The following is a 16,572-nucleotide window of genomic DNA, read 5'->3' on the forward strand; positions in this document are numbered from 1 at the left end:
ACTTAAGTATATTATAATGACATATTAAGCCCTATCGATCCCGTACGGCGTGCTGGCCAACTTCCCGTTTCGGGGTCATAGCCCTGCCATGCTTTATCAAATGTGATCAGGAACGGATTGGTCAGACTTGCAGAAAAGCTCAGTCTTTTTATATGTAATTTTTTTAGAGTTTGTGCTGGCAGGTCAAAGGTCAATCCTATTGACCGACAACGTATAAAATCAGCATCGGCGACCCTTCTATCAGACATACTGTACATTTCGTATGGGCTCATCATTGCTCCAGTTGCAATAGTTGGAAGCGTGACCAATATCTGATTAGGATTTCCGGGAGGTATTGCCGGAATATCTGTCAATAATTCGTCACCTGGTTTTTTCCAGCGATCCAACAAGAAGCGTGAAGCGTTTTGATCTGGCAATGGAGCTCCCGAATTATTGTAAATGATAGGCAGGCGTTTTTGATTTCCGAATGCAACTGCAAATTGCGTCCTTAATGAAAAGCTCTTATAACGGATGCTAGTAGATACCCCTCCCGAAAAATCAGGCTCGAGTTTTCCCGACCTGACCAGGTAGTCCAAGTCATTGTCCGTCTGCGTTATATCCATATAGCCAAAGGTGGGAACTCCCTTAGCATTCAAACCGTTATACGCGTAGGAATAGAATGTCGAATAAGCCTCCCCATTCATGATTGCAGTTCCTGCAAGAAAATCCGCTCGTTTATTGATACGCTCGTTGTTAAGCAACTTGTTACGTGTAAATCCAGAGTTGACCGATACTTGCCAATTAAAATCTTTAGTACGAATAGGGACGACATTAACGATAAAATCATAGCCTCTGTTTTCAATTTTAGACCCCAACACAATCGCCGACGCCATACCATTTTCAATAGGCACATCACGCGCGGCCAATACATCTCCTTTTTTGGCAAACATATTTGCTGTTGCATTGAGGCGACCATCCAAAAAGGAAATATCGAGTCCCAGATTGTAGGACTTTGTTTTTTCCCATCCAAGATTTGGATAGGGTAGAGATAGTATCGATAAGGTATATTGCTGGAAGTAAGGATTCAATCCCCCATCACGCGCTATCAGATAGGGCGACACCGCTTCTACAGCATTTCCTTGATACCCGTATGAACCATAGATATCCAACGCTCCCATCCAAGATTGCTGTTTAAAGAAAGCCTCATTGCCCACACGCCATTTGGCCCCTAAAGACCAAGTTGGTGCAAAACGTTTATTCTGATCCTGTCCAAAGCGGTTGGAAGCATCCAAACGACCGCTAAAATTGATGACATAACGGTTGTCATAACCATATACAGCTGTCAGATATTCGCTCAAATAATTGGTCCGTGCATTGACGATACGCGAATTGCTACGCATAGCATCGTGTAAATTTTCGACTCCCCGGTTACCTACGAGTTCTGGGTTCTGCGGTACCGGAGCATATTTTTCGCCGCGGTAGTGCAGGTAACCATAACGCGTATCCGTACTACCGGTCTGCAAGCCGCCACGCGCCTCAATTCCCAGCTGCGCTGTAACGCTATGCTTTACGGAAAAGGTCTTGTTATACACAATATTATTCCTAAACGTATATCCAGTACTCACAGCATTGTTGAGAATTACCAAACCTCCAAAAGGCAACCGTGTCGATTTTTCTTCTGCCGAATTAGATGGCACTGAGCCAAACTCGTACCCTCGGATATTGGTCACATAGTTACTCAACTCAGTAGCATAATTTTTAGAATCCGTGCTGCTACCCGTATAAGAAAACAACCCTTGATACTCGAAATCTGAGGTCATTTTGTATCTTACATCCACACTTGTGGCGAGATTTCGTGTGGTACTGGTATTACCTGTATTATCCAATTCGTTCTGGATATTGTAGAGATAGCTCATCTTTCCAGGTATTGCCGTGCTCGTTGTCCCAAATTTTTCATGGTAGAAAAACGTTCCGTCCTCATTGTACATCGGTAAGGTACGTGACGTATTCAAAGCATAATTAAGTGGATTGACTCCAAACGCAAAGCCATCCGTCTTTCTAGTGCCTCCGTTGAGTAATAAATTGACCGAAAGTTTATCACTAAACCGCAGTGTCGTATTTGAACTGGCCGAGAACGAAGTCAAATTATTTCCTGTGGCTTCTCCCAGTTGATTCTGAAAACTGAAACCAGTGCGATTCGTTAATTTTTCCGTCCCCCCTGATACATTCACATTATGTGTTTGGCTGATCGGATTACGGAATAACAAATCGAACCAATCGGTATTCATATACTCCATTTTACGAAATTCACGCATGTAGGTATCATAATCAATTTCCTTATTCTGTAACCGTTGCACCAATCCACCATAGCCTATCGGTAATATCGTATGGGTATAACTATCCCTGCCTTCATAGATTTCTTTCGACAGTTGCATCAATTCCTGAGAGTTCATCAGATTGTAATCTGAATAACGCGGTCTCCTCCCCAACGAAATATCGGTTCCGTAGGTAACCGCTACCGTTCCTGGCTTAGCCTTTTTCGTTTTAATAACGATAACCCCATTTGCTGCCTGTGAACCATAAATGGCTGTTGCAGACGCATCCTTCAGGACTGTAATCGTCTCGATATCCGAGGGACTGAGCCACGAGATAGCATTAGCGGCCAATAAGCTCATGTCGTTCATATCACCACTCAAGGAACCGACACCGTCCTGCATAGGGACAGGATTACGCTGTACTATTCCATCCACCACCCACACTGGCTCTTGGTTGCCCAGCAACGTTGAGGTACCTCGTACGCGAATCTTAGCTGTCGCCCCTACCTGCCCCGAAGGCATCGTAACCAACATTCCTGGCACAATCCCTTGTAACATTTGGTCTATGCTTACCTCACCAGCGATTTTTATATCATCTGCCCGCACTGTAAATGCGGAACCTGTAAATTTACTTTTATCGATATCCATGTATCCTGTCACAACGACATCATCAATCGCGTTATTACTATGGGCCAAGACAACCGTAAAACGAGCCGAAAAATCATTAAAGAACTCAGGTTTTACGTTGTCTGGCATAGGATTTTTACTAGCATTATATACTTGAAAACGTACGGATTCGTAACCAACAGAGGAGATACTCACCTCTGCATTCCGAGGTACATTTGGGAAAACAAAATATCCTTGTTGATTGGTAGAAACGCCCAGGTTCTCTGCACCGACCAGATGCACAGTCGCACTCGGTATGGGTCTACCTACGCTATCCACAATAGCACCGGATATTGTAATCTTATCTTGTTGTTGTGTTGTACTTGCGGTGTTGTCTGTTTGCTTCTTTTTGTAGATAAATATACTTTTACCTTCAATTTTTGCCCCAAGGTTGGAGCCACTCAAAACATAGGTCATAAACTCTGCCAAGGGCATTTCCTTGACATTGACATCGACAGGGGGAACATCTTTCAAGAGTGTATTCGCTCCAGAAACTCCAAAACCCGTCTGCTGATAGACCATATTAAAAACGTCTGGAAGACGTATTTTCCGTTTAGAAAGGGTGATATTTTGTGCTGACAGTAAGGGGATACCCCATATACTGAGAACCATAAACGCCCATAAACTTCTCTTCGTTAAGTTAAGTTGGTATTTATTCATCAAATTAAATAGGTTAGTATTTAAAACTCGGTGTTTTATTCAATTGTTAGTTATTCAAATGGTTTAGGTGATTAGGTGTTCCTCATTTGCCCTCCTTTCTTTTGTTGACGATGACCAATTTGCTTTTTCTTTGCCCATCATAGGTCGTAAGACGATAGGTAATATCAGCACTCTTCAAAAGATGGAGAATCGCAATTAGTTTTTCTGAACGATGAGCACGTCCAAAAAAAGAAACGTTTGGTACTTCCCCCTCGTACTCGACGTCTACGTTATACCACCGTGCCAATTCGTCCATTACCTCGGTCAGCTTTTTACCTTCAAATGAAAACAGGCCATTCTTCCAGGCAATTTCATGTTGAACATCGACCATCCTAACCGCTACCTGTTCTCCCTTCATGTGGGCTTGATGTCCAGGAACAAGAAAGACACCTTTCTCCAATTCTGGTCCCTTTCCATGAACCGAGACTTTGCCCGTTACCAAGGACACCTTTGTCGATAATGCAGGGCTATATCCCTGTACATTGAACTGGGTGCCATGTACCTGTACCTGATAATCACCTACAGCTACGATAAAAGGCTTCAATTCTCCATGATCAACATTACTTGGCTGTTTAGCTACGGTGAAATAAGCTTCACCACTCAACTCCACCTTCCGTTCTTCTCCTTTAAAAACGACTGGATAACGTAATGAGGAGGCCGCATTGAGGATCACTATACTCCCATCAGATAAGGCTACCTGATACTGCCCTCCATGAGGGACCGATACTGTCACATATTCGTATTTCTCTACATTGAGCAACCCATCGCCATCTTTGTAATAGATATGGTTGTCCAACATCTGTATCCCTCTTTGCTCATCATCCAGCTTAACTGAACTACCGTCTGAAAATGTAAGCATCACATCATTGCCATCTTTTTCAGGCATTAATTTTTCACTTTGTGATAAGGCCCCCTCTACCTCCAGGATACGGATATCATCAGCTGGCTGAAACAAGAAAGTACGGACTAGAAAAAATAAAGCGATACAGGCTGCTGCAGTATAGGGAATCCATCTATACCAACGTACCACCGGCTTATTCAGCCGATTCCATACGATAGAGACATCCTCTATAAGGAAATTCTCTCCATACTCTTCGACAGGGGCAGTATGGTCCGACAGATACCATGATTCTAGGAAAACCAGATCTTCTTCCGTTGCAGTTCCTGCCCGGTAACGCTCCAATAATGCTATTAATTCTTGTTCCTGCATATCAGCTTATCTTTAGATATCGATGCATGACTGCACCGATTCTATCTGCCCTATATACCAATGACAAGGAAGTCAAACGCAACAGGTAATTAAAAATTGAATTTTTTTCAATTTTCTCTATTAAGCTTAAAAATTGGAACTATTCTAGGAGAAGAGATCTAACGGAATAAAAACAACAAGTATACCAGTAGCCCTAACTTATCTCTCAATATCTTCAACGCATTAGTAATATGCTTACTGACAGTCTGCTCAGAAAGCCCTAATCGGATAGCTATCTCTTGATGGCTCAAATGTTCTTTACGGCTCAACTCAAAAACTTCGCGCATCTTAGGTGAGAGCCGCTCTATTTCTGATTCGATCAATATTGCTAGTTCTTTTTCACGGATGGCCTGGTCGACAATAGGCACGCCCTGAGCGGCAAAATGGCGCATAGAGTCTAGGTATTTTTGCTGAACCCCTTGTCGAGCGATCTGGTTAAGAATCACATTTCGTACAGAAGTGTATAGAAATCCTGATAGATTTTTGCTGAACACCAACTCTTTCCTTTTTCCCCAGATTGTTGTAAACACTTCTTGAACAATATCTTTGGCTTCATCCCGATCCTGCGTTTTGTTGTAAGCATGATTTAGCAACAATAATGCATATCTATTGTACAGTTCAGTATAGGCTCCCCTATCATCTTCCCGTATCAATTGGGCTAAATCTAAATCTGTAAGTTTGCTGTACATCAGGCGGGTAATTGACAAGCAAAAATAGAAAGTAATTTTAGGATTACAAAACATGCTTTCTAGATGCATCAGAAACACAAGATCTCAACAGTCTCTTAGAAAGGGGGGTATCCCGTAATACTAGAGAATCAATAACAACCAATTATCCCACTAGCTGATGTTTTTATTTTCTTTATCTTAGTCAGCATCAAGACGCCACCGAGATATCATCAGATTAGCGCGTCCTGAAAACGTAATGATCAACGCTTAAAAAAGGAATAGACAATGCCTAATGATTTCTTCCCCTGCAAACTGGTAAAACACCAAGACAGCTTCTCCATTATCTGTTCGGATTTCCATTTTTTTGATGATTACTTTGGCGACAAAGAGGCGGGCGGATATGGAATTGAAAAATTGGCGAAGAAACTAGCGAAGGAAAACGGACTATCAAAAGAAATCGGTTTTGATAGCGAGGCGGGCATGTTCTGTGCGTATGCAACAGACAAAAACGTGCTACACCAACTCTGCCTAGCACTTCAAAAGATAACAGGCGGTGCAGACAGGCATACGTCAAAAGGTAATACGGAACTACTGGTACCGAAGGAGGAGGCCGAGAAACTGCTGCTACAGGGATTCGTTATAGCTTTAGATAAAGATAAACAGGCTGAGTTTTTAAAGAACGCTCCTTTTCCACATATATCCCTAAAACAGAAAGAACAGCTCCATGCTATAGAAAATGGAACAGCTAAAGAAAAAATAACAGCGGCCAAAAAGATAAATTCGGAAGCAAGAACGAAGACCAGAATGTGGGACAATTATCTGTCGCATCCGCAGACCGTAACTGTTCTCCTTAAAGCTATAGACCATGAAACAGAAAGCAAAGTCATACAGGAACTGCTATGGGCCCTTGTATTTATCTGTGGCAGACATCTACCGGACCTAAGGACGAAGTCTTATTTTGAACAGGCTCTGGAGCACAAATCGGCTACCATTAGATGGCTGGGGCTGATGGGATTAAATTACCTATGGGAATGCCCTTTAGAATCTGTCCTGAAGATGAAGGAGGATAAATCCGAAAAGGTGAGAAAAGAAGCAGAATCTGTATTAAAATATGCAATAGTTAACAAAAGGGAATTCGCGCCCTGGATGTTTGACAAAGAAAACTACAAGGCAATGTTATAGAAACGTATCGAAATCCATCTGGATGAAGATACTGTTTAGCCATCACTGGATCAGATGTGTAAATCACCTAAAAGAGACAAATCAATTATATCCAGACAATTATAAAAAAACATCTGCAAGAAGCAGAAATTAGCACACAAAACAGGCCCGAAAAATAGATTCGGGCCTGTTATCTTATATATAATTATATAATATCTCGATTAATCGTATTGGTATATGGCTACCACAGGTAGGTGATCCGAAGCATATTGTCCGGTCATAGCTACTCCCGACAACAAACTATAGGTCTGTTTTGCCAACGGATTATACACGATAAAATCAATTGCTTTGGTCGGATTTACAACAGGAATTGTAAATTGACAGGTGCCCATACATGAAAAACTGAACCCTTCCTTAAGCTTAAGCATCTCCTCGGACTCGGGTGTTGCATTAAAATCTCCACCGATAAACAAAGGCTTTTTAGTATCAGCGCTCAACTCATTGAGAAACTGTGCCTGTGCCACCCGAATGGTATTAAGGTCAAAATGCGTGGCCCCAAATTCGAAGGTCTTACCGTCAGGCAGCGTCACTGTAGCCAAGGCAATACTACGCTGCTCGCCTCCCGCTATTGCAGGTAGATCGAAACGACGTTTGTTGGTCAATGGATACTTACTAAGGATTGCATTGCCATACTCTCCTCCTTTATAATCAATCGACTTGGAGAAGTAATATTCCATCCCTAACAATTCAGCTAATTTTTTCGCCTGATCAATCTGGTCTGCAGCATTGGACGAACGCTTGGTGTTGACATCGACTTCCTGTAAAGCTATGATATCAGCTTTGCTCTGTTTAATAACGGCCGCGATATTGTTTAGGTTGATCACGTCCGAATTGTAAGGTGCACCATGCCTAATATTATAGGTCATCAGCGTCAGTCTCTTTTTTTGTGCTTCCGGCTGGGGGCTTTCTCCTGAGCTACTGCAACAGGTAATGACCAAAAACATAAGTGCCCCGATAACAAGTAATCCTTTTTTCATCTGTTTATTTGTTTTCTTTTTTTTGTGTTTTTACTTTAATCTCTGCTGTTGTAGGAAAAAAGGTGTTGGCTGTTTCTGGGTTCTTGAATGCCTCCAAATCTTTGTTAACAATCAACAGGTTGCCGGGATCTTGATAGGTAACATAATCAAAAGTCCCTGTCGGCTTGGCCTTAGGCGCATTAAAAACACAACCTGCCGAAGCACAGGCGTATTTAAAATTACCAGTAATATAAGTCAATGCGTCCCCTGGTTCCGCCCACTGTTCATTAAAATTACCGGCCAAAATAACCGGATCAGTCAGTTTTTCGGTAGCACGGATGATGTCGATAGCCTGTGATCTGCGGTCGTCGGCATTGGTTTCTAACTCGGTACCGGCAAACTGTACGAATACTCCAGGCTCAACTTCAACCTTGATCATGGCCAACATCCGCTGTTCGCCCCGGCCCGGATCTTTTGTAAGATCGAGACCAAAACGCTCCGTAATCGGAAATTTAGACAGCACGGCATTGCCAAATTGCCCACCATTATAACTACGTCCCTTCATAAAAACTTCCATTTTCAATTCATCAGCGATGACCTGAGGTCGATCTATACCTCCAGCGCGTGTGGTCTTGCTATCGCATTGTCTCAAAAACAATAAGTCTGGATCATATGCTTTGATCATCTCGACCATAACTGGAAAATTTGTAGCAGTGCTTGACAAATTCATATTAACTGACATTATCTTCAGTGTTTTGGTCGGTCCTGTATATTCATTAGGATCTCGAAATTTTGTAGGCGTAACCTCCCAGTCTCCAGCATCAAAAGTTTTACTGCAGGATAGTGTTAGCACCAGTACTGCACAAATGCCCAGTAGGGTAAAAAATATCTTTTTCATCTCTTAATAGTTTGGATTTTGAATCATGTTGGGGTTTGTACTTGTTTCAGTTTCCGGTATAGGCCATAGGTATTCGCGATTTTTATTGTATTTGCGCATCTGCACCTGCACGATTTCGCCCGTGGTCGGATTGGTGGCTCCATAAACCTGTCCATTCATCACTTCGGTATCGATTCCCCAGCGCCGTATATCAAAATAACGGCCTCCTTCAAAAGCTAATTCAGCCTGTCTCTCCCGACGGATCAATGTACGCATACGTTCCTGAGAATTGTATAGGGCGATATTTACCGCCGGCATAGTAGCGCGGGCACGCACCTGATTGATGGCATCGAGTGTCTCTGCATCACCCCACTCATTTAGTTCAATCTTGGCTTCGGCATAGGTTAATAATACCTCGGCATAACGGATAATCATAAAATCAAGCTCCCCCGACTTTTTCTGCTGATCCCTGGCATCGATATATTTCTTGATCCAATATCCTGTAGCGGTAGACTTCGTCAGCCCGATCTTGTCCGCAGGACTATAGAAAGGGTCAAGTGTATATTTACCCAGGAACTTTTCATTAGGGACAAATACAGAGGCCGAAAGTCGTGGGTCTCGGCGATTCAGATGGTTGGGGTCCCTACGGTAAACAGCTAGCGAATCAGGTCCCAGCTCAAAGATGGTTTTCCCTTGTTTTGTTTCGTAGTTATCAACAACCCGATTAGTTGGTGAAAGATAGGTTTCGCCTCCTATGCCGTATGGAGCAAAAGAAGTCCAGGCATTGCTCGCGCCCTGTTCTTTGAAAAAAATACGTTCATTGTTCAACTCTCCGGTATAACTGAACAGCTCACTGTAGCTTGCCTGCATATTAGCCGTATTCTGCCATAATTTGTACACCTTGGAATCAATGATTTTCTTGGACGCCATCTTAGCTAACTCATAATCCTTTTTATAAAGCCCCAACCGCGATAACAGTGCCCAACAAATACCACTCGTGATTCTTGTCCTATCGGCATTAGTATAGGTCGCTGGCAATAGATCTGCACACTGCTTTAGCTCTTCGACCACAAATTCATAAACCTGCTCTGCCGGAATGCGCGACTGCTTATTTTCTTCAAGCTTCAACGATGCAGTAAGTAATGGTATATCACCATACAACATCATCAGTTCCATATGGTAATAGGCCCGCAGCGCACGAGCTTCTAACTTCATGCGTTCCTTCAATGCCGCATCAGCAAACACCCTGTCCACGTTTTCCAAAAAACGGTTTGCTCTACGTATACAGGTATAATCATCCTGCCATAAGGACTGCGAAACACCCCAGCGACTAGTAGCCAATCCTCTGGTAAACCCGTCGTAGTCACCCTTAAACTCTCCCCTCTGTACAGCCTCGTCCGAAAGACCGGAATAGTACATGATATTGCGACCGGAAGAACCTCCCGGGATACCGGCATAAACTGTAGACAGTGCGTTGTAAGCATCTGTCTCCGTATTCCACCATTGCTCATCCGATACGCCCGTAGGGCTGTCTATAGTCAGGAATTTTTCGCAGGAAACCTGTAGCATCCCTACAGCGACCAAGCAGTATATCAATATTCTCATCTTATATATCGTGTTCATATTTTAACCTAATTAAAAGTTTGCAGTCAGTCCAACGGTAAATGTTTTCATAATCCCATATGTCCAGGAGCCCCCTTGTGACTCGGGATCGGCCATTTTCACTCCCGTAAACATCAATGGGTTTTGCGCATTCAGATAGATACGTGAGCTCTTGATACCATATTTATTTAGTGTTTTTCCACTCAGGCGATAGCCTGCCTGAATAAACTTGACTCGCATATAGCGTGCATTGAACAACCAGAAATCACTGATGAATACGTTTGTACCTGGGGTAGTTTTTATCCGCGGATATATCGCATCCTGATTATTTTCACGCCATGAGTTTGCTGCCCTATATGTTGTCGGCACACCACCCGAAGCGCTCATATTTAGAGGATGCCATAGGTAACCACTTGATTTTCCGCCGAGATTGGCCGAGTAATCATGATTGCCCGCTCCTTGGAGTAAAATCTCTAGATCGAACTTTTTGTAGTTAACGCTGAAATTCGCAAAATAATTAATACGAGGTGTGGGATCACCGATCATCCGTTGGTCATCGTCATTGATCACTCCGTCACCATTGAGGTCTTTATAATGAATATCACCAGGCCCTTGGCTTTCATTAGCAAGCAGCACATTGGCGCGCCCATATTCATCAAAATTGGAGAGCTGCAAAATGCCATCGGATACATAACCATAATAACTACCCAACGCATATCCTTCGCGCTGTCTAACAATCCCAGTCTCACCAAATACTCCTCCGGCCAACTCGAGAATTTCATTCTTGTTGTAAGTGATTCCAGGCTTTATCGAAAAAGAAAGGTTCTTGTTTACTTGCTCATTGTAGGTCAACTGGGCTTCAACTCCCCTATTCAGAACCTTTCCTGCATTTAACCTAATCGCGCCCATTGCCCCGGACGGAGGAATCATGGGTTTCATCAACATATCTGTCGTCAGCTTGTCGTAGTAATCGAAAGTCAATGCAAATCTGTTGTTGAAGAGAGACATATCAAATCCTAAATCGGTAATACGTACTTTTTCCCAGCTGATATTAGGATTTCCCCATACGGACTCTGTGCCATTGGTCTCATTGATCAGATTCTGATATTGGTAGTAACCGATATTCTCGTTTCCTAAATGACCATAGGAGGCCCTTATTTTTAAATTATTGATAGCCTCGAGCTTGAAAAAATCTTCATTGTGCACATTCCATCCAACTGCCACCGAAGGGAAATAACCCCATTTATTGCCTGGTCCGAATTTTGAAGACCCATCGGCACGAAAGGCCAGTTCAGCCAGATAGCGATCGTCGTAAGAATAATTGACTTTACCATAAGCCGACGCTAATGCAGACATGTCCCAGTAACCTTCATTGAAACGTTCTGTAGAAAAACCTCCCAATGCAAACACATTATGCTTATCGAACCGTTTCGAATAATCTATGGCTCCACTGGCAAAAAGGTAAGTATCTCTTTTCTCAGAGTATGAATTGCGCTGTACTGCCCAAGTCTGAACCAACTGCTTACTGTAATAATCAAAGAAATAAAAGTTATCACGGTTTTGTTTATATACATCCGAATTAAGTCTGTAACTAAACTGTCCAGTCAGGTTAACATTGTCAGAGATTGTCCACTTAGGCTGCAAATTGATCGTAGCCTGATCGAATTGATAACCGATGGATCCTCCAACCTCTGCATAGGCCACCGGATTGACGATATCAGCATAACGTCCATATATGGTAGGCCATCCCTCTTCGGCCGGATATTTTGGTAATATATTGGGTGGCAACCTATACAGATCATCCAGCATGCGGATCCCCCCATTGCCCAGCCCACGATTTGGATATAAAACATTGCGGCGGATTCCCAGTACATCTAGATTGACCAAGAATTTTTTGGAAAGCGATACCGACGTATTCGCTCTTATATTGAAGCGGTCCATTTTATTGACCGGCAACATTCCTTTCTGATGCATATAATTACCCGTGATGGCAAACCTAGCAACATCGTTACCTCCACTCAGTGCCAACGAATGTGAGGTCAATGGGGCATACTCATCTATGACCTCCTTGGTCCAGTCTGTATTCGGAAAATTAATCGGATCCTCCCCCGTCTCAGTCTTACGAATCTGATCTTCGTCAAACAGAATAGATCCTCCCGAAGCCAAAGAGGCGTAATTATAAGTACGCATGTATGTTGCGGCATCAACTAATTCGGGCATCAATGTTGGGCTTTGCAGGCCATAGTACCCATCATATAATACATTGATCTGTCCGGCCTTACCTCGTTTGGTGGTAATCAATATCACGCCATTAGCTGCTCTGGCACCGTATACTGCTGCAGCAGCGGCATCTTTCAGAATGGTCACACTTTCTACTGTTACGGGGTCAATATGGTTCATATCCATAGGAACACCATCGACAAGAACCAAAGGATCGGAGTTATTCATGGTGGATATACCTCTGATCTTGATCGTAGCAGCATCTCCTCCCGGGAGCCCCGATCCCTGTTGGACATTGAGTCCTGTAACCCCACCCTGTAAGGATTGAGAAAGATTCGTAATCGGTTTACCTTCAATATTGGATTTGACATCTAGCGTAGCGACGGAACTGGCAATGTGCTTTTTCTGCATCTCGGTCATTCCCACTACCACGACCTCTTCGACACCTGAGACATTCTCCCGTAAGGATAAACTGAGGTTATTCTCGCTCTTATTGACCAATACTTCATGAGAGCGATAACCGACCAGACTAAAGACAAGATACGCCCCTTTTGGCACCGAGACATCGTAGTAACCGCCGGCGGCGGTCTTACCTACAGAGCCTCCTCCTTTGATCGAAATACTTACATTTTCCAAGGCCTGCGGAGGTTCTTCACTATTGAACACCCGACCCTTGATCGTTATTTTTTCCTGTCCCACATTTTCTTCGACAGCCGCTTTACTGTAAGAAGGATTCGGTATGATGGTAATCTGCCCATCAGACTCCTTGAACGTAAGATGATACCTGGACAGCTCTTTGGACAAGAGGTCCTTGAAATCCCGGTTCTTAGTATCCACCGTGATCCGTTTGTTGGCCACTAATTGATCCGAATACAACAAGGCCACATCGACCTGTGTCTGTACCTGCTCAAGAAATTGTTTTAGTGTTGCGTTTTCCATTTTAACGGTGACACGCTGAGGGAAGGCAACTGCGCTGATGGACAAAAAGATACCAGTCAGTGCTAATGTTCCTATTTTCATGCTATAGCTCCATTTTGACGGCAATCGCCATCGAGCGGACGTGTATTGTTCCGCCTGTTTTTTTTTCATAATTTTGAATAGATTAAATTGTGCAAACGATTTATTTATCAATTGATAAAGGGGAGGTGCAACTCCTCTTTATCCTCTTTTATACCATTCTTCTTTTCTTGATTTATTTTCTTCTGATCCGGACCTCCTTTTCTATTTGTGTGATTTCATAATCATTCAATTCATAGAGACTTCTCAGTGACGAGACGATATCCACATCAATGTTGAGCCTACCAGAATAGGCAACTGGTAGTGTCCGTAGCTCGCTATCCAAATGTATCTTTACATTATAGATGCGTTCTAGTTTTCGTGCCAGATCATCTATGCTCAACTGCCGCAACACCAATTGGCGTTTGGTCCAGAGGACATCATCTCCATTGGCATTACGGTTGATACTTATTTTCTTGTTCTTGCTATCGAAACTAACCCGTTCTCCCGGTTTCATCTGGATTCCTTCAAAAAGACCTTTGGTACTTTGCAGCGATACGCCACCTGTGAGTAGTTCAATGATGGTATTACTGTCCTCTTCGTAAGAATTAACATTGAAAGTTGTCCCCAACACATTAATGTCGGTCTCGGCAGTACGTACGACAAAGGGTTGGCCGGTATGCGTAATGTCGAAATATCCCTCCCCATTCAGATATACTTCGCGTAGACCTTGGCTCATATCCTTTCTAAATGTCAGGTAAGAACCTGCGTTGAGCCAGGCCGTAGACTTGTCCGGCAGTACAAAAGCCTGCCGCTTGCCATAAGGGACATATACTGTAGCATACTTTTCCTTTCGGTCCGTATTCGTCATATGCTCATCAAGCTTAAGTATATGATTACTACTATCGACTTTCAGTGCATTAATCATCGTATTATCTGATGTACCTACAGAAGATACCAACAATAGTTCTCCTCCCACATGAACAGCATCTTGATTATATCGCGCGGTCTGAACAATATCGAACGGTTCGACAGGTATTTTGGCGATATAGTTTGTATACAGTAAAAAAAACAGTGTGAATGTAGCTGCGATACCTGTTGCGTACCCAAACATGCGCCTAGAGCGCCTTCTACGGTATTGCCGCAGGATAGACCGATATAGATCCGACTTGGCTTCGGCATCCAATCGAGCATCCGGTCCAATATTAAAAATCCTCTTATAATTTTCTTTTCTTCTGTCCACAACAAGTGCCTTTACTTATATAGAGCAGCAACTGTCGTTTTATTGACTATGAATTATGAAAAAAATTACGATTTCGCTAAATATTCCTAAAAAAGGGCAGAACAGGTTCCGATAACCTTAAGAAGCAGGTATATTCAGATAAAAAGCAAAAAAAATAATAGAAAGTGCTTCGGGCGAATTCAACTCTAGGCGAAGCTGTTTCAAGCCTCGGAAAGATAGGGTTCTACAGGTCTCTATATTGATCGACATCATCTCAGCGATATCCTCGTACCTAAAGTTCATGTAGTATTTTAAGAAAAGGACCTCCTTTTGTCGGCTAGGCAGTTTGTCAAATTTTTCACGCAACAGACCGATCTGCGCTTCTTTCATCTCCTCCTGCTCAAAACTATTGTCCTCGGACCAGTTCAGGACTTCCTGCAGCTGCACATTGCTAAATTTGTCCTGTGCAACCTTATTACGGTGAAGACGTCGGCGCAGTGATGCAAACAGATAGTACTTGACATTGACGTCCTTGGCTATTTTAGGATTTCCGAAAAGATCTCCGAATAAATCATGGATAGAATCGATAACTGTCGCGTGGTCTGTATGATAGTGGGTACCATATATATACAGATCATCAACAAACTCGTTGTAGATCTGCTCAAATGCAGCTGTATCTCCCTCTATAAATTTAACCCAAGACATAGTTAACTTTCCTGTTTTAATCGCTTAAAAGCTCTAGCAAAGTTTGATAAATCGTATTAATTGTATATTAACTGAAGATGAACTTCAAGTTTACTTTCTGTTGAACGGTCTATAAATCAACGGCAAGATAAGTATTTTATACAATTCTATAAATAGCCAATGTACTAACCGCATAAAATAGCGCTATAAGCAAAATCTTATCTTTCATATTTGCTTTTCGCCCTCACGTTCGTTTTTTTGCCCTTTCATTAGGTATACTTCATAGCTGAAGACTGTTAAATATCATTAGTACTATACAGATATAAGATGAATTTAAAATTTTCAATCAACATCTTTGTCTTCAGGAGTTCCCTTCATTCCATCTAAAGTAGACCGTTCGCCACAAAAATCACTTTACAATACGAACTTGTACCTGTTGTGCAAAAATTATTGAAATGTAAAAAAATACTTATTATATTCGCAAGAGCTTAGACCCTGTATACAAGACCTCTAAGACAAAAAACCGTATATGAAAAACTGGACCATGAGATTCACTTCTTGGCTAAACAATATTGAAAAGAAGCTCCTAAAACAAGGTGTGCGCAAAGACGACATGCCAAAGAGTACCCTATCAGATGCTCCGGCCATGATAGATTTTGAAAGAATACCAGGAAAATATTATCCCGACCTACACGATTATAGAGACAAATATGCCTATCGGCATATGAATCCTTCAGACAGGAAAAAAGCGAAATCCAGTCCGCTTCGCTCTTTTCCCCAAAAAGAAGTATACAAATGTTTTGGTTGGCAGCTTCATCCTTATGACATTGAGAAACTGGCTTCCTATATCGTTGCGAACCCACGCCTATCTTTTGTCGTTACCCAAAGTGCCATTGCAGGTGCCACAGAAGCCGATATCCTCATCCTGACTAGCGGATCGGGCAAATACCATATCGACAGCTTCCTATGTGATCTGGACACTTCTGAAAAACTGATTATCATTGCTTCTGTCCGTGATCTTGATAGTGTACAGCAGGATATCACACACCGAATCGATGCCCATTTCAATAAATTACAGCCTTTTTCACAGCTGGACTTTAACAATCTGATCGATAATACCATTGCAGCAGCTATTGCTAAGCATTCAGGAAAGGAACAGGCAACAGAGCGGCTCAGCGAACTAAAAAGCGAATAAAACGAGAAGAGCGTCAAGCATCC

11 protein-coding genes are annotated in these 16,572 nt (G+C 42.6%); 2 read left to right on the plus strand and 9 right to left on the minus strand.

All coding sequences use genetic code 11. The features are described from left to right. Positions 1–11: 11 nt before the first annotated feature. From JKG64_RS19890 to JKG64_RS19900, 3 genes are all read right to left on the minus strand, one after another. Positions 12–3,620: a SusC/RagA family TonB-linked outer membrane protein gene (locus JKG64_RS19890; RefSeq protein ID WP_210356022.1), complete on the minus strand. Its 3,609-nt coding sequence runs from the start codon at positions 3,618–3,620 to the stop codon at positions 12–14. Between the two features lie 82 nt (positions 3,621–3,702). After that, positions 3,703–4,869 (minus strand): FecR family protein, encoded by a 1,167-nt coding sequence (locus tag JKG64_RS19895; RefSeq protein ID WP_210356023.1) that lies wholly within the window; start codon positions 4,867–4,869, stop codon positions 3,703–3,705. A gap of 158 nt (positions 4,870–5,027) precedes the next feature. Continuing rightward, positions 5,028–5,597, minus strand: coding sequence for an RNA polymerase sigma-70 factor (locus JKG64_RS19900; protein ID WP_210356024.1), 570 nt, complete (start codon positions 5,595–5,597; stop codon positions 5,028–5,030). A 264-nt stretch (positions 5,598–5,861) separates the two neighbouring features. Between JKG64_RS19900 and JKG64_RS19905 the strand changes: the two genes are divergently transcribed. Then, positions 5,862–6,758 (plus strand): Imm51 family immunity protein, encoded by an 897-nt coding sequence (locus JKG64_RS19905; RefSeq protein WP_210356025.1) that lies wholly within the window; start codon positions 5,862–5,864, stop codon positions 6,756–6,758. Positions 6,759–6,958: 200 nt separating this feature from the next. On the opposite strand, the gene JKG64_RS19910 is transcribed toward JKG64_RS19905, so the two are convergent. The 6 genes from JKG64_RS19910 to JKG64_RS19935 all read right to left on the minus strand — a co-directional run bounded on the left by JKG64_RS19910 (position 6,959) and on the right by JKG64_RS19935 (position 15,375). Further along, complete coding sequence (locus tag JKG64_RS19910; RefSeq protein WP_210356026.1) at positions 6,959–7,774, minus strand: endonuclease/exonuclease/phosphatase family protein; 816 nt, start codon at positions 7,772–7,774, stop codon at positions 6,959–6,961. A 4-nt stretch (positions 7,775–7,778) separates the two neighbouring features. After that, a complete protein-coding gene (locus JKG64_RS19915; RefSeq protein ID WP_210356027.1) occupies positions 7,779–8,651 on the minus strand; it encodes an endonuclease/exonuclease/phosphatase family protein in 873 nt (290 codons plus the stop codon). Positions 8,652–8,654: 3 nt separating this feature from the next. After that, positions 8,655–10,253 (minus strand): RagB/SusD family nutrient uptake outer membrane protein, encoded by a 1,599-nt coding sequence (locus JKG64_RS19920; RefSeq protein WP_246512702.1) that lies wholly within the window; start codon positions 10,251–10,253, stop codon positions 8,655–8,657. Positions 10,254–10,265: 12 nt separating this feature from the next. Then, positions 10,266–13,541: a SusC/RagA family TonB-linked outer membrane protein gene (locus JKG64_RS19925; protein WP_210356028.1), complete on the minus strand. Its 3,276-nt coding sequence runs from the start codon at positions 13,539–13,541 to the stop codon at positions 10,266–10,268. A 103-nt stretch (positions 13,542–13,644) separates the two neighbouring features. Beyond that, positions 13,645–14,691 carry a FecR family protein gene (locus JKG64_RS23270; protein WP_210356029.1) on the minus strand — a complete coding sequence of 349 codons (1,047 nt, stop codon included), beginning with the start codon at positions 14,689–14,691 and terminating at the stop codon, positions 13,645–13,647. Positions 14,692–14,808: 117 nt separating this feature from the next. Next, positions 14,809–15,375, minus strand: a complete 567-nt coding sequence (locus JKG64_RS19935) for an RNA polymerase sigma factor (RefSeq protein ID WP_210356030.1) — start codon at positions 15,373–15,375, stop codon at positions 14,809–14,811. Positions 15,376–15,883: 508 nt separating this feature from the next. Here JKG64_RS19935 and JKG64_RS19940 point away from each other — a divergent pair. Then, positions 15,884–16,549: a hypothetical protein gene (locus tag JKG64_RS19940; RefSeq protein ID WP_210356031.1), complete on the plus strand. Its 666-nt coding sequence runs from the start codon at positions 15,884–15,886 to the stop codon at positions 16,547–16,549. Positions 16,550–16,572 lie beyond the last annotated feature (23 nt).

The organism is Sphingobacterium tabacisoli, assembly GCF_017908035.1.
In the GTDB taxonomy this organism is placed as follows: Bacteria; Bacteroidota; Bacteroidia; order Sphingobacteriales; family Sphingobacteriaceae; genus Sphingobacterium; species Sphingobacterium tabacisoli.

What these genes read in the sequence shown, in the direction of transcription:
- JKG64_RS19890 (WP_210356022.1), bottom strand. Translation starts at nt 3,620, where the DNA reads ATGAATAAATACCAACTTAACTTAACGAAGAGAAGTTTATGGGCGTTT.
- JKG64_RS19895 (WP_210356023.1), bottom strand. Translation starts at nt 4,869, where the DNA reads ATGCAGGAACAAGAATTAATAGCATTATTGGAGCGTTACCGGGCAGGA.
- JKG64_RS19900 (WP_210356024.1), bottom strand. Translation starts at nt 5,597, where the DNA reads ATGTACAGCAAACTTACAGATTTAGATTTAGCCCAATTGATACGGGAA.
- JKG64_RS19905 (WP_210356025.1), top strand. Translation starts at nt 5,862, where the DNA reads ATGCCTAATGATTTCTTCCCCTGCAAACTGGTAAAACACCAAGACAGC.
- JKG64_RS19910 (WP_210356026.1), bottom strand. Translation starts at nt 7,774, where the DNA reads ATGAAAAAAGGATTACTTGTTATCGGGGCACTTATGTTTTTGGTCATT.
- JKG64_RS19915 (WP_210356027.1), bottom strand. Translation starts at nt 8,651, where the DNA reads ATGAAAAAGATATTTTTTACCCTACTGGGCATTTGTGCAGTACTGGTG.
- JKG64_RS19920 (WP_246512702.1), bottom strand. Translation starts at nt 10,253, where the DNA reads ATGAACACGATATATAAGATGAGAATATTGATATACTGCTTGGTCGCT.
- JKG64_RS19925 (WP_210356028.1), bottom strand. Translation starts at nt 13,541, where the DNA reads ATGAAAAAAAAACAGGCGGAACAATACACGTCCGCTCGATGGCGATTG.
- JKG64_RS19935 (WP_210356030.1), bottom strand. Translation starts at nt 15,375, where the DNA reads ATGTCTTGGGTTAAATTTATAGAGGGAGATACAGCTGCATTTGAGCAG.
- JKG64_RS19940 (WP_210356031.1), top strand. Translation starts at nt 15,884, where the DNA reads ATGAAAAACTGGACCATGAGATTCACTTCTTGGCTAAACAATATTGAA.